14 protein-coding genes, 1 tRNA gene and 2 pseudogenes are annotated in these 19760 nt (G+C 69.0%); 7 read left to right on the top strand and 10 right to left on the bottom strand.

Translation table 11 applies throughout. From position 1 onward, the window contains the following. Positions 1-54: 54 nt before the first annotated feature. Positions 55-1689 (top strand): fatty acyl-AMP ligase, encoded by a 1635-nt coding sequence (locus A5697_RS07135; protein ID WP_068009196.1) that lies wholly within the window; start codon positions 55-57, stop codon positions 1687-1689. 10 nt (positions 1690-1699) lie between these two features. On the opposite strand, the gene pth is transcribed toward A5697_RS07135, so the two are convergent. From pth to A5697_RS07115, 4 genes are all read right to left on the bottom strand, one after another. Then, positions 1700-2275: an aminoacyl-tRNA hydrolase gene (gene pth / locus A5697_RS07130; RefSeq protein ID WP_067944172.1), complete on the bottom strand. Its 576-nt coding sequence runs from the start codon at positions 2273-2275 to the stop codon at positions 1700-1702. Positions 2276-2287: 12 nt separating this feature from the next. Then, positions 2288-2956, bottom strand: a complete 669-nt coding sequence (locus A5697_RS07125; protein ID WP_068009192.1) for a 50S ribosomal protein L25/general stress protein Ctc — start codon at positions 2954-2956, stop codon at positions 2288-2290. Between the two features lie 139 nt (positions 2957-3095). Beyond that, the gene (locus tag A5697_RS07120) at positions 3096-3977 is read right to left on the bottom strand and encodes an oxidoreductase (protein ID WP_068009189.1); all 882 of its coding nucleotides are present in this window, start codon (positions 3975-3977) and stop codon (positions 3096-3098) included. Between the two features lie 25 nt (positions 3978-4002). Further along, positions 4003-5238 (bottom strand): cytochrome P450, encoded by a 1236-nt coding sequence (locus A5697_RS07115; RefSeq protein ID WP_068009186.1) that lies wholly within the window; start codon positions 5236-5238, stop codon positions 4003-4005. 173 nt (positions 5239-5411) lie between these two features. Between A5697_RS07115 and A5697_RS07110 the strand changes: the two genes are divergently transcribed. Then, positions 5412-8732: a LuxR C-terminal-related transcriptional regulator gene (locus A5697_RS07110; RefSeq protein ID WP_068009304.1), complete on the top strand. Its 3321-nt coding sequence runs from the start codon at positions 5412-5414 to the stop codon at positions 8730-8732. 32 nt (positions 8733-8764) lie between these two features. Here A5697_RS07110 and A5697_RS07105 read toward each other — a convergent pair whose 3' ends face one another. The 5 genes from A5697_RS07105 to A5697_RS07085 all read right to left on the bottom strand — a co-directional run bounded on the left by A5697_RS07105 (position 8765) and on the right by A5697_RS07085 (position 12504). Then, on the bottom strand, positions 8765-9412 hold the full coding sequence (locus A5697_RS07105; RefSeq protein ID WP_067944181.1) for an LpqN/LpqT family lipoprotein: 648 nt from the start codon (positions 9410-9412) through the stop codon (positions 8765-8767). Then, entirely contained in the window at positions 9409-9753 is a 345-nt protein-coding gene (gene arsC, locus A5697_RS07100) for an arsenate reductase (glutaredoxin) (RefSeq protein WP_067944183.1), read from the bottom strand. Before arsC ends, A5697_RS07105 begins: the two co-directional genes overlap by 4 nt. Continuing rightward, positions 9754-10734: a ribose-phosphate diphosphokinase gene (locus A5697_RS07095; protein WP_066957338.1), complete on the bottom strand. Its 981-nt coding sequence runs from the start codon at positions 10732-10734 to the stop codon at positions 9754-9756. A gap of 100 nt (positions 10735-10834) precedes the next feature. Continuing rightward, positions 10835-12301, bottom strand: a complete 1467-nt coding sequence (gene glmU / locus A5697_RS07090) for a bifunctional UDP-N-acetylglucosamine diphosphorylase/glucosamine-1-phosphate N-acetyltransferase GlmU (protein WP_068009183.1) — start codon at positions 12299-12301, stop codon at positions 10835-10837. A gap of 131 nt (positions 12302-12432) precedes the next feature. Further along, positions 12433-12504 (bottom strand) — tRNA-Gln (locus A5697_RS07085). A gap of 167 nt (positions 12505-12671) precedes the next feature. Here A5697_RS07085 and A5697_RS07080 point away from each other — a divergent pair. Beyond that, the gene (locus A5697_RS07080) at positions 12672-13265 is read left to right on the top strand and encodes a TetR/AcrR family transcriptional regulator (protein ID WP_156673196.1); all 594 of its coding nucleotides are present in this window, start codon (positions 12672-12674) and stop codon (positions 13263-13265) included. 69 nt (positions 13266-13334) lie between these two features. Here the strand turns inward: A5697_RS07080 and A5697_RS07075 are convergent. Beyond that, positions 13335-14021: pseudogene (locus tag A5697_RS07075) on the bottom strand (diaminopimelate decarboxylase); the annotation flags it as partial. 107 nt (positions 14022-14128) lie between these two features. Between A5697_RS07075 and mfd the strand changes: the two are divergent. The 4 genes and pseudogenes from mfd (at position 14129) to A5697_RS07060 (ending at position 19746) form a co-directional block, all read left to right on the top strand. After that, complete coding sequence (mfd, locus tag A5697_RS07070) at positions 14129-17791, top strand: transcription-repair coupling factor (RefSeq protein ID WP_068009178.1); 3663 nt, start codon at positions 14129-14131, stop codon at positions 17789-17791. Then, positions 17788-17862 (top strand): annotated as a pseudogene (locus A5697_RS28725) (hypothetical protein); the annotation flags it as partial. The gene mfd and the pseudogene A5697_RS28725, both read left to right, overlap by 4 nt. 26 nt (positions 17863-17888) lie before the next feature. After that, a complete protein-coding gene (locus tag A5697_RS07065; RefSeq protein ID WP_068009175.1) occupies positions 17889-18875 on the top strand; it encodes a nucleoside triphosphate pyrophosphohydrolase in 987 nt (328 codons plus the stop codon). Positions 18876-19017: 142 nt separating this feature from the next. After that, positions 19018-19746 carry a lytic transglycosylase domain-containing protein gene (locus tag A5697_RS07060; RefSeq protein ID WP_156673195.1) on the top strand — a complete coding sequence of 243 codons (729 nt, stop codon included), beginning with the start codon at positions 19018-19020 and terminating at the stop codon, positions 19744-19746. Positions 19747-19760: the final 14 nt, after the last annotated feature.

The following is a 19760-nucleotide window of genomic DNA, read 5'->3' as shown; positions in this document are numbered from 1 at the left end:
GCGGAATATGAAATCCCGGGCGTTGGGCCAGGCGCCGGAACCGAGGAGGTTTGCGTGAGCAGGTTTACCGAGAAGATGTACCGCAATGCCCGTAACGCGACGACGGGCATGGTCACCGGTGAACCGCACGAGCCGGTCCGGCACACCTGGGGCGAGGTCCACGAGCGCGCCAGTCGCATCGCGGGCGGCCTGGCCGCCGCCGGGATCGGCCTGGGCGACGCGGTCGGTGTCCTGGCCGGCTTCCCGGTGGAGATCGCCCCGACGGCGCAGGGCCTCTGGATGCGCGGGGCCAGCCTGACGATGCTGCACCAGCCCACGCCGCGCACCGACCTGGCCGTGTGGGCCGAAGACACCATGAACGTCATCGGCATGATCGAGGCCAAGGCCGTCATCGTCTCCGAGCCGTTCCTGGTCGCCATCCCCGTGCTGGAGGAGAAGGGGATCAAGGTCCTCACCGTCGCCGACCTGCTGGCGTCGGAGCCGATCGACCCCGTCGAGGTCGGCGAGGACGACCTCGCGCTGATGCAGTTGACGAGTGGCTCCACCGGTTCTCCCAAAGCCGTCCAGATCACCCATCGCAACATCTACTCCAACGCCGAGGCGATGTTCATCGGCGCCGAGTACGACGTCGACAGGGATGTCATGGTCAGCTGGCTGCCCTGCTTCCACGACATGGGCATGGTTGGTTTCCTGACCATCCCGATGTACTTCGGCGCGGAGCTGGTCAAGGTCACGCCGATGGACTTCCTGCGTGACACGTTGCTGTGGGCCAAGCTGATCGACAAGTACAAGGGCACCATGACCGCGGCGCCCAACTTCGCCTACGCCCTGCTGGCCAAGCGGTTGCGGCGCAACGCCAAGCCCGGCGATTTCGACCTGTCCACCCTGCGTTTCGCGCTCTCGGGTGCCGAGCCCGTGGAACCCGCCGACGTGGAGGACCTGCTCGACGCCGGCAAGCCGTTCGGCCTGCGGCCGTCGGCGATCCTGCCGGCCTACGGCATGGCCGAGACGACGCTGGCTGTGTCGTTTTCGGAGTGCAACGCCGGTCTGGTCGTCGACGAGGTCGACGCCGACCTGCTGGCCGCCCTGCGCCGCGCCGTGCCCGCCACCAAGGGCAACACCCGCAGGCTGGCGACCCTGGGCCCGCTCCTGCAAGACCTCGAGGCGCGCATCATCGACGAGAACGGCGACGTGATGCCGCCGCGCGGCGTCGGCGTCATCGAGCTGCGCGGGGAGTCGCTGACGCCCGGCTACCTGACCATGGGCGGTTTCATCCCGGCGCAGGACGAGAACGGCTGGTATGACACCGGTGACCTCGGCTACCTGACCGAGGACGGGCACGTCGTGGTGTGCGGCCGCGTCAAGGACGTCATCATCATGGCGGGCCGCAACATCTACCCCACCGACATCGAGCGGGCCGCCTGCCGCGTCGAGGGGGTGCGGCCCGGCTGCGCCGTCGCGGTGCGCCTGGACGCCGGCCACTCACGCGAAACGTTCGCGGTCGCCGTCGAGTCCAACGCCTGGCAGGACCCCGCCGAGGTGCGCCGCATCGAGCACCAGGTCGCCCGCGAAGTGGTGGCCGAGGTCGACATGCGGCCCCGCAACGTCGTGGTGCTCGGGCCGGGCACCATCCCGAAGACACCGTCGGGCAAGCTGCGCCGGTCCCACTCCGCCACCCTGGTCACCTAAGCCGCGGCGGTTACCAGGCGTGGACCTGGTTCTGCGCCGGCTCCAGTCCCACCTGGATGAGCAACTCGGTGGCGTCCGCGGCCTGCTCGCAAATGGTCGGGACCTCGCCGCGCTCGGCGGCGGTGAAGTTCTCCAACACGAAAGCCGCCGGGTCTTTGCGCCCCGGCGGCCGGCCGATCCCGATGCGGACCCGCTGAAACTCCTTGGTGCCCAGCGCGGACGCGACCGAGCGCAGCCCGTTATGGCCGCCCTCGCCGCCGCCGATCTTGAGCCGGATGCGGCCGAAGTCGAGGTCGAGGTCGTCGTGGACGACGATGATGTCGGCCGGGGTCACCGAGTAGAACTTCGCCAACGGCCCGACCTGGCGGCCGGACTCGTTCATGTAGCAGCGCGGCTTGGCCACCAACACCGAGCGCCCCGCCAGCCGGCCGCTGACCACCTCGGCGCCGGAACGCTTGTGCACCTTGAACTTCGAGCCCAGCCGTTCGGCGAGCAGGTCGGCGACCATGAACCCGAGGTTGTGCCGGGTGCGGGCGTAGTTGTCTCCGGGATTGCCCAGGCCGACCACCAGCAACGGCTCGGCCACGTTGCGGTCCGCCTACTCGGACTCGTCCGCGGGGGCCCCGGAATCTGTGGCCTCGCCGGCTTCCTCTTCCGCGGGGGCTGCTTCGGCCTCGGCGACCTCGCCCGCGCCCTCTTCCTCGAGGTCCTCGGCGGTCGGCGCGGTCACCACGTTCACCACCAGCATCTCCGGGTCGGAGATCAGGTTGACGCCCTTCGGCAGTGCGATCTGCCCGGCGGTGAACTGGGTGCCCGGCTCGGCGTCCTCGACGGACACCGTCAGCTGCTCGGGGATCGAGAGCGCGTCGGCCTCGATCTCGATGGTGTTGGTGTCCTGAGTGACCAGGGTGCCGGGAACGGCGTCGCCCTCGATGACGACCCGGACCTCGACCACGACCTTCTCCCCGCGGCGCACGACCAGCAGGTCGGCGTGTTGGATGGTGCGGCGGATCGGGTGGATGTCGAGCGCCTTGGTCAGCGCCAGCTGTTCCTTGCCGTCGATGTCCAGGGTCAGCACCGCATTGGTGCCCGCGTGGCGCAGCACGGCGGCGAAGTCGTGACCGGGCAGCTCGAGGTGCTGCGGGTCGCTGCCGTGGCCATAGAGGACGGCGGGAATCTTGCCTTCGCGGCGGGCTCGGCGGGACGCGCCCTTGCCGGTCTCGGTTCGCACCGTGGCGGTGAGTTGGTTGCCTGCGGACTTGGCCATCGTGTCGCTCCTGTGTGCTCAATGCCTGAGTGTCGGGGCACGGCCGGGGTCGCGACAGTTCGTCGGTCTCCGTCGATAACGGTGCTGGCTGGCCAGCCACCCTCGCCGTGACGCCCGGTCAGGTTAGCGCATCCGCACCTCAGAGCGGAAATTTGGTGCCGGTGAGCTGCTCGGACAGCTCCCACAGCGCCGCCGCCATCGCCGGGTCCTGCGCCCGGCGGCTACGTCCGACCGATTGGGTGCGGCCGGTCTGGCCGAACCGCGGCCCGACGAACGTGTCGCCCGGCAGGTCCTGCGAGGCGGCGTAGAGCGTTTGCCGGGCGCCGAAGTCGGCGTCGGTGGCCACCACGCGGGTGACGGCCGACATCAGCGCGTCGCCGAGCTTCCGGCCGGATGCGCCCTGCAGGTTGGTGTGCGAGTAGCCGGGATGGGCGGCCAGCGCGCGCAGCGTGGAACCGGCCGCATCCAGGCGTCGCTGCAGCTCGCTGGTGAACAGCAGGTTGGCGAGCTTGGACTGGCTGTAGGCCAGCCAGGGTGAGTATCGCCGCCGCTCCCAGTTCAGGTCGTCGATGCTGATCCGTCCCGCCCAGTGCGCCATCGACGACACCATGACCACCCGGTCGGTGAGCTTGGGCAGCAGCAGGTTGGTCAGCGCGAAGTGACCGAGGTGGTTGGTGCCGATCTGGCTCTCGAACCCGTCGATGGTCCGGGCGTACGGGGCGGCCATGATGCCGGCGTTGTTGATCAGCACGTCGACCTTGTCCACCCCGTCGGCGAACTCCCGCACCGACGACAGATTCTGCAAGTCGAGCGGGCGCACCTCGACCGGGCCGGTATGTGAGCCCCTGATCTGCAGCGCGGCCTTCTCGCCCTTGCGTACGTCGCGGACGGCCATGACGAGCGTCGCGCCTCGCCGCGCCAGCTCGCGGGCGGTCACCGCGCCCAGTCCGCTGTTGGCCCCGGTGACGATCACGCTGCGCCCGGCGAACGACGGCAGGTCTGCGGCGGTCCAGTTGGTCATGCCTGACGAGCCTAATAGGACTCCCTCAGTGCCCGGTGTCGAACTCCAGCGGCACCGTGGTGGGCCCGGTGATGCCGATGATGGCCCTCCACTGCGCGGGGGCGGCCGCGCGGGGATTGGGCATGCGCTGGGTGATGACGCGAAGCGCCTCTGTCAGCTCCAAGCGCGCCAGGTGGGCGCCGAGGCAGTAGTGCACGCCACCGCCGAAGGTGAGCATGGGCGCGGCGCCCTCGCGGGTGATGTCGAGGCGGTCCGGGCGGTCGTAGACACTGGGGTCACGGTTGGCCGCGGCGGTGTTGGCCAGCACGAGCGTGCCCGCGGGAACGCGAACGCCGGCCAGGTCGACATCTTCGGCGGCCCGCCGGATGGTGCCGAAAATGATTGGCCAGTAACGCATCAGCTCGTGGACCGCGTTGGCCGCCAGCTCAGGACGCCGGGCGAGCAACGCCCATTGGTCGGGGTGCGCGCAGAGCGCTTGCACCGCCGCCGCGAGCTGGTTGCGCGTGGTGTCGGTGCCGGCTCCCAGCAGCGTGGCGCACAACATGAGCAACTCGTCATGGGTGAGCCGGTCGCCGTCCTCCTCGGCGCGAATGAGGTCGGAGACGAGGTCGTCGGTCAGTGATGCGCGCCGGCGGGCGATCAGGCCTTCGAGGTAGGCGTCGAGCTGGTCCCAGGCGGCCAGGATCGCCGGGGCGTCCTCGGCGACGTTCCAGTCGAAGAGCTTCTTGATGTCGTCGGTCCAGTCGGAGAACAGCTGCCAGTCCTCGGGCGGCGCGCCGAGCAGGGCGCAGATGATCGGGGTGGGGTAGCGGCGGGAGATGTCGGACACCACGTCGCAATGCCCGGCCTCGGTCAGCGGATCGACCAATCCGTTGATCACCTCGACGATCAGCGAACGCAGCCGCTCGGCACCACGCGGCGCGAACGCCTTGGATACCAGCCGGCGCAGCCGGTGGTGCTGGGCACCGTCGAGTCCGAGGATGTTGGCGGTCGCCCTGTCCCACAACGGGCCGGAGGTGACGCCTTGCAGGTCGAGCCCGAGGCCGTGGGCCGTGATGAAGCGGGGGTCCCGCAGTACCTGGTGGACCAGTTCGTAGCTCAGCACCTCCGGCCCCCGCGGCCCCATGGCGATCGGGGACTGTTCGCGGGCGGCGGCGATGGCGTGGTGCGCCTCGTCGGGATCGGTGAGGTGGTCATAGGAGAAGAAAGGCACCCCGGCGTCGAACACGCTCGGGCACTCACTGGTTTGGACGGTGGTCATAGCGGTCTCCTCACTCGGCGTTGAGTCGACTATCGGGGGGCGGGCGACAAAGACCATCCGCCGCAGCGCGTAAATGTGCGCGGTCGACCGCGTAGGTTTCGGCGGCGCTTTCGGGGAAGATCTACGCGCTGTGGCCGATGTTTGCGTGCTGGGAGCCCGCGAAGCTGGCTACCATGAGCCAACACGCGGAGATGCCGTCGCTGAACTGGAACGAGTTGGGCGTGAGCGAGTTGCTGCCGACAGGCACGGTGACGTTGCTGCTGGCCGATGTCGAGGGCTCGACCCGGCTCTGGGAAACCCGGGCTGAGGAAATGACCGCTGCGCTGACCCGGCTGAACAAGACCGTCAACGACGCCGTCGACGCGCACGACGGTGTTCGCCCACTCGAGCAGGGCGAGGGGGACAGCTTCGTGGCCGCCTTCGCCCGCGCGTCCGACGCGGTGGCGTGCGCGCTTGCCGTGCAGTGCGCCCCACTGGCGCCCATTCGGCTGCGGATCGGGATACACACCGGCGAGATCCAGTTGCGCGACGACGCCAACTACGCGGGCCCCACCATCAACCGCACGGCCCGGCTACGCGATCTCGCGCACGGTGGCCAGACGGTGTTGTCCGGTGCGACCGAAGCGATGGTGGTGGACCGGCTGCCCGACGGCGTGTGGCTCGCCGACCTGGGTAGCTACCCGCTGCGCGATCTGCCGCGCCCCGAGCGCGTCGTGCAGCTGTGCCATCCCGACCTGGCCAACGAATTTCCGCCGCTGCGAGTGTGCAATGCGGTTGCCGCGCATAATCTTCCGACCCAATTGACGAGTTTCATTGGGCGCGAACAAGAAATCGAGCAGTTGCGACACATCGTCGCGGACAACCGCATGGTGAGCCTGACCGGGGCGGGCGGCGTGGGCAAGACGCGGCTTGCCATCGAGATCACTTCCGATCTCAGCGACCGCTTCCCCGACGGGCAGTGGTACGTCGACCTCGCGCCGATCACGATTCCCGCCGTGGTGCCGGTCGCCGTCGCGCGTGCGCTCGGGCTTCCCGATCAGCAGGGGCGTTCTACCACGGAACTATTGGTGCGGTTCTTCGGTCGGCGGAACGTGTTGCTGTTACTGGATAACTGCGAGCACCTGATCGACGCGTGCGTGTCGCTGACCGAGGAATTGCTCAAGGCTTGCCCGCAGCTGACCATCCTGGCCACCAGCCGCGAACCGCTCGGCGTGCCGGGCGAATTCGGTTGGCGGGTACCGTCCTTGAGCTTGGCTGACGAAGCGATCGAGTTGTTCGCCGACCGCGCCCGGCGCTCGCGACCCGACTTCATTGTGGGAGAGGATAATCGGGCGCCGGTCGAAGAAATCTGCCGGCGGTTGGATGGCATGCCGTTGGCGATCGAGCTTGCCGCCGCACGGGTTCGGGCGCTGTCGTTACAGCAGATCCTCGACAGCCTGCATGACCGGTTCCGGCTCCTCACCGGGGGCGCCCGCACCGCGGTGCGCCGCCAGCAGACGCTGCGGGCCTCGGTGGATTGGTCGCATGCGCTGCTCACCGAACCCGAACGAATTTTGTTCCGCCGCTTGGCCGCATTTGCGGGCGACTTCGACCTGCACGCCGCCCAAGCCGTCGGTGCCGGCAGCGAAGTCGAGAGCTACCAATTGTTGGACCAGTTGAGCCTGTTGGTCGACAAATCTCTGGTGGTCGCCGAGGAGACCGGAGCCGGGATGCGGTACCGGCTGTTGGAGACGGTCCGTCAATATGCGCAGGAAAAACTCGGTGAGTCCGGTGAGTCTGACGAGGTGCGGACCCGCCACCGCGACTACTACACCGCGAAGGCCGCGGAACTGGCGTCAGAGGGCCATTCCCGCGATGAGCTGCTGTTGCATTGGGGAGAAACGGAAGTCGACAATCTGCGGGCCGCCTTCACCTGGTGCCGCGAGAATTCCGACCTGGAGACCGGGCTGAGGCTTATCTCATTACTCCGACCGCTGTGGCTGCGAGGCGGGCGCACCCTGGAGGGCATAGCCGGACTGGACTCGATTCTCAACGAGGCAGGTCATTCCGGGATCGCTCCGGCAGTGCGAGCGGGTGCCGTGGTCGAGCGACAGGTCCTCGCGGCGTGGATCGGAATCCCGACGGAGTTGGGGCCCGCTGAGGACGCGCTTGGAATAGCACGACAGCTCGACGATCCGACGCTGGTCACCCGGGCGCTGATCGGTTGCGGAATGAGCACCGTTTACAGCTCGGAGGTGGCGCAGCCCTACTTCGCGGAGGCGATCGACCTCGCCGGCGCCGCCGGTGATTTGTGGAGCCTTTGCCAGATCCACAGCCACCAGGCGACGGTGGGTGCCTTCGCAGGGCGACCAGTCGAGGCGCGCGCGGCCGCCGAAAGGGGGCGTGCTCTCGCCGACACGCTGGGTGACAAGTTCTTCTCTCGCAATTGTCGAACCTGGCTCGGTATCGCGCTGATGATGCAGGGGCATCTCGCCGAGGCCAAGGAGGTGGGGAGGACTTTGGCGCAGGAGGCGGAGGCGGCGGGCGAGGTAGTAATGAAAACCTATGGCCACACGGTCCACAGCGTTGTGCTCAGTCGCCTGGGTCGCGCCGCCGCCGCGCGATCCGCCGCCGAGTCCGCCCTGGTGGCCGCCGAGGCGATGGGCGGGTCGTCCGAAGACACGGTGTACGCGATCCTCGCCGACGCCGTGCTGACCGACGACGATGCGGACGAGGCGCTGCGGTTTTGTGAGACGGCATGGCAGCGCACCAGTCCCTCGCGGGAGGTGTTCACCAGAAGCGTCAACCCGATCGCCGAGGCCGCACTTGCCTGCGGCCACCTGGACGTCGCCCGCCGATGGGCCGACGAGAACGTCACCATCGTGCCGGGCTACCAGCAGGTGGTGGCGCTGACGGCGCGCGCCTACATCGCGCTGGCACAGGGCGAACCGGACGAAGCGGAGCGTGACGCGCACGACGCCCTGGCGGTCGCCGCCCGCGTCCAGGGATACCTTCGGGTGCCCGACACGCTGGAATGCCTGGCGTGCCTGGCGGTAGACGCCGGCAAACACGCGCACGCGGCTCGCGTGCTGGGCGCGGCGGATGGCATGCGGCGGCGGACCGGTGAGGTTCGCCGCCCGATGTACGAATCCGGCTACCAGGCCGTGCTGGCGAAGGCGCGAGAAGCGCTGCCGAACAGCGACTTCGACACCAATTGGGCCGAAGGCGCCGACATGTCCACCGATGAGGCGATCGCCTACGCACAGCGCGGGCGCGGCGAGCGTAAGCGCCCGGCCAGCGGGTGGGGATCGCTGACCCCGACGGAGCAGGACGTGGTGCGTCTGGTCCGGGAAGGCTTGGGCAACAAGGACATCGGGGCCCGCCTGTTCATCTCACCGCGTACGGTTCAAACCCATCTCACCCACGTCTACGCCAAACTCGGGATCACTTCGCGAGTCCAGCTAGTCCAGTTGTCGCTCGGAGGCGGGCAAAACGCGCAGTCCTACACGCAGTGATTCATGTGACGGAAGTGGCGCGCACTGGCCAATCACTTCGCCGCGACGACGAATCCTCGCATGATCGCCTCGATGTCGGTCGACTGCGCGACCGCCTCGTTGGCCAGGCCGGTGATGGTCAGCTGAACCAGGTATCGCTGCTTGGCGGGCGGGGAACCGGTGGCGATGACGATCCGGTTGAAGCTGTGTAGCCGGGTGCCATCCAAGTCGTAGCTGCCCTGAATCATCGACGAAGGGAAGCCGTTGTAGGGCGTCGTCGAGGCGTCCAGCTGCTTGAAGTCTTGGAACAATTGGGCGTCGTCGTTGCCGTGCTGGATCACTTGTGCGGCGTCGAAGTCGCCGTGCAGTACGAACACCACGAGTCTGGCGGTCGGATACTTGCCGCCCTTGGAGATCATCAGCGTCTTCGGGGAGATGTGCGGATTGTTCGCGACCGACCAGCCCGGGGGTGTCGGTATCGACACCGTCAGGTCGGGCAGGTTGCCCGGCGCGACCTGCTCGCCGGTCACACCGATGTTCTGCAGATATTGCGACAGCGGCACGGGCTTGGCGACCCGTGTCGTGGTCGTCGTAGTTGTCGGCGTCGTGGACCAGATCGATTGATAGTCGGGCGTTTTCGGGCCGCACGCCACCGCGGGCAGCGTCACCGCAATTGCGGCGGCCGCGCAGGCACGTCTCACAGAATCTCGCGGACCGTGTCGACCGGCCGAGCCAGCCGGGTGCCCTTCGGTGTGACGACGAACGGCCGCTCGATCAGGATCGGGTGTTCGGCCATCGCGTCGAGCAGCTGCTCGTCGGTGGCGTCGGCCAGACCCAGTTCGGCGTACAGCGCTTCCCGCTTGCGCACCGCGGTGCGCACGTCGATCCCGGCGTCGTTGATCATGTTGATCAGTTCGTCGCGGGACGGGGGGTTCTTCAGGTATTCGACGACCGTCGGCTCAAACCCGCTGTCGCGCAACAAGTCCAGCGTCTTGCGGGACGTGCTGCACTTCGGGTTGTGGTAGATGACGGTATCGGCCATCTAGGCGTCCCCGTCGAATAGCCCCGTGACGGAGCCGTTTTCGAAGACGGCGCGAATGGTGCTGGCCAACAGCGGCGCGATGGACAGGACGGTGAGCTGGGGGAAGCGCTTCTCCTCGCCGATCGGCAGCGTGTTGGTGACGATCACCTCGCGGGCGCCCGACGCCGCGAGCCGCTCGGCGGCCGGGTCGGACAGCACGCCGTGGGTGGCGGCGATGATGACGTCGGCGGCGCCGTCGTCGCGAAGCAGCTGCACAGCGCCGGCAATGGTGCCGCCGGTATCGATCATGTCGTCGATCAGCACGCAGGTCCTGCCCTGCACCTCGCCGACGACGCGGTTGGACACCACCTGGTTGGGCACCCGCGGATCCCGGGTCTTGTGGATGAAGGCGAGCGGGACGCCGCCCAGCGCGTCGGCCCACTTCTCGGCGATGCGCACGCGGCCGGAGTCGGGGGAGACGACCACCATGTTTCCGTCCGGGTAGTTGTCCCGGATGTAGCCGGTGAGCAGGTTCTGCCCGCGCATGTGGTCGACCGGCCCGTCGAAGAAGCCCTGGATCTGGTCGGTGTGCAGGTCCACGGTCACGATCCGGTCGGCACCGGCCGTCTTGAGCAGGTCGGCGACCAGTCGCGCCGAGATCGGTTCGCGGCCGCGATGCTTCTTGTCCTGGCGGGCGTAGGGGTAGAACGGCATGACGGCGGTGATCCGCTTGGCGCTGCCCCGTTTGAGCGCGTCGATCATGATCAGCTGTTCCATCAGCCAGTCGTTCACCGGCGCGGGGGCCGACTGCAGGACGAACGCGTCGCACCCGCGGACCGACTCGTGGAACCGGACGAAGATCTCGCCGTTGGCGAACTCCCGCGCCGTCTGAGCGGTGACGTGGACGTCGAGCTCTTTTGCCACCTGCTCGGCCAACTCCGGGTGCGCACGGCCGGAGAAGAGCATCAGGTTTTTGCGGTTGTCGGTCCAGTCGTGGCTCAACGCGCTGCCCTCGCCGTTCGGATCAGAAGTGGATGGCCAATCGTACGTAGCGAATGGTACGGAAATGTGGCCGGGTTACCAGATACCAAAGTCACGATGTCTATTCGGGCCCGGATGTCTCGTGGTCGGCCTTCGCCGCCTTCGCGGCCGCTTCCGCCGCCGCGCTGCCCGGCCGTTTGCGCTGCACCCAGCCCTCGATGTTGCGTTGCGGTCCGGCGGACACCGCCAGCGCGCCCGGCGGGATGTCCTCGCGCACCACGGTCCCGGCGCCGGTGTACGCCCCGTCGCCGACCGTCACCGGGGCGACGAACATGGTGTCGGACCCGGTGCGCACGTGCGAGCCGATGGTGGTGCGGGCCTTGGACGTGCCGTCGTAGTTGACGAACACGCTGGACGCTCCGATGTTGCTGTGCTCGCCGATGTCGGCGTCGCCGACGTAGGTCAGGTGCGGAACTTTCGTGCCGGCGCCGATGGTCGAGTTCTTGGTCTCGACGAACGCGCCGAGCTTGCCGTCGTCGCCCAACACCGTTCCGGGCCGCAGGTAGGTGAAGGGACCGACCGTGGCGCCGGCGCCGATGGCCGACGACGTGGCGTGGGTGCGCACCACCGATGCGCCGTCGCCGACGGTGACGTCGGTGAGCGTGGTGTCCGGGCCGACGACGCAGTGGCCGCCGAGCTGGGTGCGGCCCAGTAGCTGAGTGCCGGGGTGGATGACGGTGTCGCGGCCGATCGTGACGTCGACGTCGATCCAGGTGGTCGCCGGGTCGATGATGGTCACCCCGGCCATCTGGTGGGCGGCGACGATCCGGCGGTTGAGTTCGGCGCCCAGCTCCGCGAGCTGGACGCGGTTGTTGACGCCGGCGACCAGGGCGCTGTCGTCGACGCGCTGGGCGTGGACGGCCTGCCCGTCGCCGCGCAGGATCGAAATGACGTCGGTGAGGTAAAGCTCCTGTTGGGCGTTGTTGGAGCTCAGCCGGCTCAGCGCGGAGCGCAGCGCCGCGACGTCGAAGGCGTAGACGCCGGTGTTGACCTCGCGGATTTCCCGCTGGAAGGGTGTCGCGTCGGCGTGTTCCACGATCGCGGTGACCTCGTTGTCCTGGGTGCGCAGGATGCGGCCGTACCCGGTGGGATCGGCGAGCGTCGTCGTGAGCACGGTCGCGGCGGCCGATCCCGCGTTGTGGGTCGCGATCAGGTCGGCCACGGTGTCGGAGTCCAGCAGCGGCGTATCACCGGAGGTCACGACGACCACGCCGGCGTAGTCGTCGGGCAGCGCCGACAGGCCGCACAGCACCGCGTGGCCGGTACCCAGCGGGCGGTCCTGCAGGGCGACCTCGATGCCGCGCCCCAGGTCGTCCGCCCACCCGGCGACCAGCGGGGAGATGCGCTGGTGGTCGTGGCCCAGGACCACGACCAGGTGTTGCGGCGCGACCTTGGTGATCGCGTGCAGCAGGTGGGACAGCATGCTGCGACCGCCGATCGTGTGCAGCACCTTGGGGGTGTCCGACCGCATCCGGGTGCCGGGCCCGGCCGCGAGCACCAGGACCGCGGTATCACCACGAGACGCCATCAACTCTCCTCAACCCCGGCGTGCGCGTTGGCACGACGACCCGCCGTCAAGCGTGGCACTTCACCTGATGTTGACGCAAAGACCGCGCCCTGGGCGATCTCATGTCGCCTCGCCGACCGCGGGGGCCCAAGCTCCGTCGCCAGGACTCGAACCTGAACTATCTGAACCAAAATCAGAGGTGCTGCCGATTACACCACGACGGATTGCAAGCCCATGGGCCAGCGCCACCAACAGACTTTAGACGGTGTGCGGGCGGATCGCGGCGCCGAGGGAAAGAGGTGCGGTTCGGTGCGGGCGACCCTATACGCTGATTGACGTGGCTGTTCTCGATAAGGAGCCGGACAAAGAGGCGCGCGCGCCGCGCGCCCGGATGACCGGTACCGAGCGCCGGCAACAACTCATCGGCATCGCACGCTCGCTATTCGCCGAGCGCGGTTACGAGGGCACCTCCATCGAGGAGATCGCGCTACGCGCCAACGTGTCCAAGCCGGTCGTCTACGAACATTTCGGCGGCAAGGAGGGGCTCTACGCCGTGGTCGTCGACCGCGAGATGTCGGCGCTGCTGGACGGGATCACCTCGTCGTTGACCAACAACCGTTCGCGGGTGCGGGTCGAGCGGGTCGCGCTGGCGCTGCTCACGTACGTCGAAGAGCGCACCGACGGCTTCCGCATCATGATTCGCGACTCACCGGCCGCCATCAGCTCGGGCACCTACTCCAGCCTGCTCAATGACGCCGTCAACCAGGTCAGCTCCATCCTGGCCGGCGACTTCGCCCGCCGCGGCCTGGACCCCGAGCTGGCGCCGCTGTACGCGCAGGCATTGGTGGGCTCGGTGTCGATGACGGCGCAGTGGTGGCTCGATACGCGCGAGCCCAAGAAAGAAGTGGTCGCGGCGCACCTGGTCAACCTGATGTGGAACGGGCTGACCCACCTGGAAGCCGACCCCCGGCTGCAGGACGGCTAGAGACTCGTCCGGCGGCGTGACGTTCGGGGCGGTTCCCGTCCAGCAGGTTCACTCGGTCAGCGTCACACCTACCGCGACGACCGGCCGGGGAAACCGCTCTGCGGCGCAAGCTTCGTCGAGCGCCTCCTCGATGACGGCGGCCAGCTCGTCGAGACCGAGTTTCCAATCGCCGGCAACGTACGGGCGGGCCTGGTCACCGCCTACGTGCACTTCGGTCAGGATGAGGCCGTGCCGGGCGCGGACGTCCGCCATGGCGGCGATCGTCCGGCGGATCGCCTCGCCGTAGCTGGTCCCGGGTGCCCCAGAATCCAGTCGGCAGTGCAGGCCCACGAGGTCGAAGGTGGGCCGCGCCGGGCCCCGCCGTCGCGGGCCGGCGACGTGGGGAGCCGCGACGGGCGAGTTCAGCACGATGCGCCCGACACCGACGCCCACCGCGTCGCGCAACATGTCGGGCGATCCCGGGTGCGCGACGATGCGCGCCGGGTCCGCCCCCGCGGCGAGGGCGACCGCCAACTCGCCGGCCGAGCGGACGCCGATGCCGAGGCCCTCTTCGCTCGCCCTGCGCGCGACTTCGGTGGTCAGCGGCGACCTTCCGAAGTAGACGACGCGTGCACCCCGCAACGTTTTGCGCCAACGGCGGGCGCGATCCCGGAAATCGGACTCGTCGGCGACACCGGCCGGGGCGTGCAGTCTGGCACCGGCGCGTAGCAGCGGCGCCGGGTGGCCCAGGGACGGCAGGAGGTCCAGCAAAGTCATGAATCCAACGTGCGCCCGCGCGGGGCCGCAGACGGCTTTCCTAACGATCCCTTGACGGCGCCGGGCTCGAAATTGACGAATTCTGGCGCCCCTAGAATGGATTCATCATGACCGCACCGGGGCCTGCTAGCCCAGAACCCCCGATCGCGGGGCTCGTTGAATTGGCGCTCACCGCGCCGACCTTCCAGCAACTGATCGAAAGCGCGGCCGAGCGACCGGCCGAGCTTCACCTGGTGGGTCCAGCCAGCGCACGGCTCTTCGTCGCCAGCGCGCTGGAGCGGTTGGGTCCTCTGCTTGTAGTCACCGCGACCGGGCGTGAAGCCGACGACCTGACCGCCGAACTGCGCGGCGTCTTCGGCGACGCCGTGGCGGCCTTCCCGTCCTGGGAGACCCTGCCGCACGAGCGGCTCTCTCCGGGGGTCGACACCGTCGGCGCCCGGCTGACGGTGCTGCGAAGGCTGGCTCACCCCGACGACGCGCGGTTGGGTCCACCGCTGCGCGTCGTGGTGACCGCGGTGCGCTCGCTGCTGCAGCCGATGACGCCGCAGCTGGGCCTCGTCGAGCCGGTCACGTTCACCGTCGGCCAGGAGATCGCCTTCGAGGAGGTGGTCGCCCGGCTGGTCGAGCTGGCCTACACCCGGGTCGACATGGTCGGCCGGCGCGGCGAATTCGCCGTGCGCGGCGGGATTCTCGACGTCTTCCCGCCCACCGCCGAGCACCCGGTGCGCGTCGAGTTCTGGGGGGACGAGGTCAGCGAGATGCGGATGTTCGCCGTCGCCGACCAGCGCTCGATACCCGAGATCGAGGTCGAAACCGTGATTGCGGTGGCCTGCCGCGAGCTGCTCCTGACCGACGACGTGCGGGAGCGGGCCGCCGCGCTGGCCGCCCGGCATTGCGGGACCCAGCCCGCCATCACCGGCAGCGTTACCGACATGCTGGCCAAGCTGGGCGAGGGCATCGCGGTCGACGGCATGGAGGCGCTGTTGCCGGTCCTACGGCCCGGCGAACACGTGCTGCTGACCGACCAACTGGCCGAGGGCACGCCGGTGCTGCTGTGTGACCCCGAAAAAGTACGCACCCGGGCCGCCGACCTGATCAAGACCGGCAGCGAGTTCCTCGAGGCGTCGTGGTCCGTCGCGGCGCTGGGCACCGACGCGCCCGTCGACGTTGAGCAGTTCGGCGGGTCGGGGTTCGCCGAACTGGACGACGTGCGCGCCGCGGCGGCGAAGTCCGGTCATCCCTGGTGGACGTTGAGCCAGTTGTCCGACGAGTCGGCCGTGGAGCTCGACGTGCGCGCGGCGCCGTCGGCTCGCGGGCATCAGCACGACATCGATGGGATCTTCGCGATGTTGCGCGCGCACGTCTCGACCGGTGGCTACGCCGCGGTCGTCGCCCCCGGCGCGGGCACCGCCCACCGGGTCGTCGAGCGGTTGGCCGACTCCGACACCCCCGCCGCGATGCTGGAACCGGGCGCGGCCGACACCACGCTCAAGCCGGGGATCGTCAGCGTCCTCAAGGGCCCGCTGCACGACGGTGTCGTCATCCCCGGCGCCAACCTGGTCGTCATCACCGAGACCGACCTGACCGGCAGCCGGGCCACCGCCGTCGAGGGCAAGCGGCTGGCGGCCAAGCGGCGCAACACCGTCGATCCGTTGGCGCTGACGGCAGGCGACCTGGTGGTGCACGACCAGCACGGCATCGGCCGGTTCGTCGAGATGACCGAGCGCACGGTCGGCGGCGCGCGGCGCGAGTACCTGGTGCTGGAGTACGCGTCCAGCAAGCGCGGCGGCGGGTCCGACAAGCTCTACGTCCCGATGGACTCGCTGGACCAGCTTTCCCGGTACGTCGGCGGGCAGGCGCCCGCGCTGAGCAAGCTGGGCGGCAGCGACTGGGCCAACACCAAGACCAAGGCCCGCCGCGCGGTGCGCGAAATCGCCGGCGAGCTCGTCGCGCTGTATGCGAAACGGCAGGCCAGCGCCGGGCACGCGTTCGCGCCGGACACCCCGTGGCAGGCCGAGATGGAGGACGCGTTCGGCTTCACCGAGACCGTCGACCAGCTCACCGCGATCACCGAGGTCAAGGCGGACATGGAGAAGCCGATCCCGATGGACCGGGTGATCTGCGGCGACGTCGGCTACGGCAAGACCGAGATCGCGGTGCGGGCGGCGTTCAAGGCCGTCCAGGACGGCAAGCAGGTCGCCGTGCTGGTACCCACCACGCTGCTGGCCGACCAGCACCTGCAGACGTTCACCGACCGCATGGCCGGGTTTCCGGTGACCGTCAAGGGGCTCTCCCGGTTCACCGACAACGCCGAGTCCCGCGCCGTGATCGAGGGCCTGGCCGACGGGTCGGTGGACGTGGTGATCGGCACGCACCGGCTGTTGCAGACCGGGGTGCGCTGGAAGGACCTGGGCCTGGTCGTCGTCGACGAGGAGCAGCGGTTCGGCGTCGAGCACAAGGAGCACATCAAGTCGCTGCGGACGCACGTCGACGTGCTGACCATGAGCGCCACGCCGATTCCGCGCACGCTGGAGATGAGCCTGGCCGGGATCCGCGAGATGTCGACGATCCTGACCCCGCCCGAAGAGCGCTATCCGGTGCTGACCTATGTCGGGCCGCACGACGACAAGCAGGTGGCCGCCGCCTTGCGGCGCGAACTGCTGCGCGACGGGCAGGTCTTCTACGTGCACAACCGGGTGAGCTCCATCGACCGGACGGCGGCCCGGATCCGCGAGCTGGTGCCGGAGGCGCGGGTGGTCGTCGCGCACGGGCAGATGCCCGAGGAGCGGCTGGAACGCACCGTGCAGGGGTTCTGGAACCGCGAGTACGACATCCTGGTGTGCACGACGATCGTGGAGACCGGGCTGGACATCTCCAACGCCAACACGCTGATCGTCGAGCGCGCCGACACCTTCGGGCTTTCGCAGCTGCATCAGCTGCGTGGCCGGGTGGGGCGCAGCCGCGAGCGGGGTTACGCCTACTTCCTGTATCCGCCGCACGCCCCGCTGACCGAGACGGCCTACGACCGGTTGGCGACAATCGCGCAGAACAACGAGCTGGGCGCGGGCATGGCGGTCGCGCTGAAAGACCTCGAAATCCGTGGCGCCGGCAACGTGCTGGGCGTCGAGCAGTCCGGGCACGTCGCCGGGGTCGGATTCGACCTGTACGTGCGACTGGTGGGCGAGGCCGTGGAGGCCTACCGGGCGGCGGCCGACGGCCAGACCGTCACCACCGCCGAGGAGCCCAAGGACGTGCGGATCGACCTGCCGGTGGACGCCCACCTGCCGCCGGACTACATCGCCAGCGATCGGCTACGGCTGGAGGCCTATCGGCGGCTGGCCGCGGCGGGCTCGGACAACGAGATCGCGGCCGTGATCGAGGAACTCGTCGACCGCTACGGTGCGTTGCCCGAGCCGGCCCTGCGCCTGGTGGCGGTCGCGCGGTTGCGGCTGCTGTGCCGGGCCGCCGGCATCACCGAGGTGTCGGCCCCGTCCGCGGCGACCGTGCGGCTGTCGCCGATAACACTGCCCGATTCGGCCCAGGTGCGCCTGAAGCGGATGTATCCCGCCGCGAACTACCGGGCCACGACCTCCACGGTGCAGGTGCCCATCCCGCGGGCCGGGGGTGTCGGTGCGGCGCGCATCCGCGACGTCGAGCTGGTGCAGATGGTGGCCGACCTGGTGACGGCGCTGCAAGGTAAACCCCAGACCGATATTGGTATAACGAGTTCACCTGCAGCGATGGCCAGTGAGGAGCGACAGGCGCGATGATCCGCGGCGGCGACGATGCAGTGGGGGTACCACCCGCTTGCGGGGGACGAAGCGATGGGGTGGGGGCACCACCCGCTCGCGGGGGAGAGCGACGCTCATGATCGTCGTCTTGTTCGACCCGCGCCGCCCGTCGCTGGTGCCGGTCGAGGCCATCGAACACCTCAGCGGTGAAGTGCAGTACACCGAGGAGATGCCCGTCGCGGTGCCGTGGTCGCTGCCCGCTGCGCGTCCGGTGCACGCCGGGGACCCCGACGATCCGGCGCCGGTGCTGCTGTCCTCGGATCCCGAGCATCCCGCCGTCACCGCCCGGCTGGCGGCCGGCGCCCGGCTGATTTCCGCGCCGGAGACGCCGCGCGGCGAACGACTGGTCGACGTGGTGGCCATGATGGACAAGCTGCGCACCGCCGGGCCGTGGGAGAGTGAGCAAACCCACGACTCGCTGCGCAAGTTCCTGCTGGAGGAGACCTACGAACTGCTGGACGCGGTCCGCAGCGGCAGCGCCGACCAGCTGCGCGAAGAACTCGGCGACGTGTTGCTGCAGGTGCTCTTTCACGCGCGCATCGCGGAGGACGCCCCGCAATTCCCCTTCACCATCGATGACGTCGCCGTCACGCTGATGCGAAAGTTGGGCAATCGGGTTCCGGGTGTGCTTGCGGGTCAGACCATTTCACTCGAAGAGCAATTGGCCCAATGGGAAGAGCGCAAGGCGGCCGAAAAGCCGCGAAAATACGTGATGGACGAGGTGCATACCGGGCAGCCGGCGTTGGCGTTGGCTCAGAAGGTGATTCAGCGTGCCGACAAGGCCGGCCTGCCCGCCGATCTCATTCCCGCCGAGATCACCTCCATCGCGGTGTCGGCCGACGGTGACGCGGAAAGCGCGCTGCGCACGGCGGTTCTGGAGTTCGTGGACACGGTCCGGGCGGTCGAGCGGGCGATCGCCGCGACGCGCCGCGGCGCGGATGTTCCGGAGGAATTCGACGTCGCCCCGCTCGGCGAGGTCACCGAAGAGGAGTGGCGTGAGCACTGGCCGTCGGACGAGGTGGTCGACGAGCCTGCTGGGGGTGCGGTTGCCGATGACGCCTGACCGCCAAAGCTGCGTCAGCTAACCGATAATTGGCCGAAATCCCGCGTTCGAGCCCCGATACGCCCGGGCAGCACCGCAACCCATGGGACGATGGTTGTGCGGAAGTTGGTGCAGGGGAATCGAGGGAGCTTTAACCAGCATGGTGTCGCCGAGGCGTTGGTTGCGCGCGGCCGCCGTGATAGGCGCGACCGCGATGCTGCTGGCCTCCAGTTGCACGTGGCAGCTCAGCCTGTTCATCCCGGAGGGCGTCCCGCCGCCTGCCGGCGCTCCTGTGCCGCCGGTGGACACGCACGCCAGCGGTCGGCCCGCGGACCAGCTTCGGGCCTGGGCCGAACAGCGCTCCACGACCCTGGAGATCCCGGTAATCGCGCTGGAGGCCTACGCGTACGCCGCCCGGGTCGCCGAGGTCGAGAACCCGAAGTGCCATATCGCGTGGACCACACTGGCGGGCATCGGGCAGGTCGAGAGCCACCACGGCACCTATCGCGGCGCGCGGCTGGCGCCCAACGGTGACGTGAGCCCGCCCATTCGCGGTGTCCGCCTGGACGGCAGCGGCGGCACTCTGCGCATCGTCGACAGCGAGGAACCGGTGACGGACGACGACGGGGTGGTGCGGGCCATGGGGCCGATGCAGTTCATCCCCGAGACCTGGCGGTTGTACGGCGTCGACGCCCACAACGACGGCCGCCTCAGCCCCGACAACATCGACGACGCCGCGCTCGCGGCCGCGGGTTACCTGTGTTGGCGGGGAAAGGATTTAGCGACGCCGCGCGGCTGGATAACCGCGCTGCGGGCCTACAACAATTCCGGCGTCTACGCGCGCGCGGTGCGCGACTGGGCGACCGCTTATGCGGCCGGTCACCCGCTGTAGCAGGATGTACCAGG

This window comes from Mycobacterium sp. E3251 (assembly GCF_001666835.1).
Taxonomy (GTDB): domain Bacteria; phylum Actinomycetota; class Actinomycetes; order Mycobacteriales; family Mycobacteriaceae; genus Mycobacterium.
Note: the sequence above shows the minus strand (reverse complement) of the source record. Positions and strands in the feature narration are given on the sequence as shown.

What these genes read in the sequence shown, in the direction of transcription:
- A5697_RS07125 (WP_068009192.1), bottom strand. Translation starts at nt 2,956, where the DNA reads ATGGCCAAGTCCGCAGGCAACCAACTCACCGCCACGGTGCGAACCGAG.
- A5697_RS07120 (WP_068009189.1), bottom strand. Translation starts at nt 3,977, where the DNA reads ATGACCAACTGGACCGCCGCAGACCTGCCGTCGTTCGCCGGGCGCAGC.
- A5697_RS07115 (WP_068009186.1), bottom strand. Translation starts at nt 5,238, where the DNA reads ATGACCACCGTCCAAACCAGTGAGTGCCCGAGCGTGTTCGACGCCGGG.
- A5697_RS07110 (WP_068009304.1), top strand. Translation starts at nt 5,412, where the DNA reads ATGAGCCAACACGCGGAGATGCCGTCGCTGAACTGGAACGAGTTGGGC.
- arsC (WP_067944183.1), bottom strand. Translation starts at nt 9,753, where the DNA reads ATGGCCGATACCGTCATCTACCACAACCCGAAGTGCAGCACGTCCCGC.
- glmU (WP_068009183.1), bottom strand. Translation starts at nt 12,301, where the DNA reads ATGGCGTCTCGTGGTGATACCGCGGTCCTGGTGCTCGCGGCCGGGCCC.
- A5697_RS07080 (WP_156673196.1), top strand. Translation starts at nt 12,672, where the DNA reads ATGACCGGTACCGAGCGCCGGCAACAACTCATCGGCATCGCACGCTCG.
- mfd (WP_068009178.1), top strand. Translation starts at nt 14,129, where the DNA reads ATGACCGCACCGGGGCCTGCTAGCCCAGAACCCCCGATCGCGGGGCTC.
- A5697_RS07065 (WP_068009175.1), top strand. Translation starts at nt 17,889, where the DNA reads ATGATCGTCGTCTTGTTCGACCCGCGCCGCCCGTCGCTGGTGCCGGTC.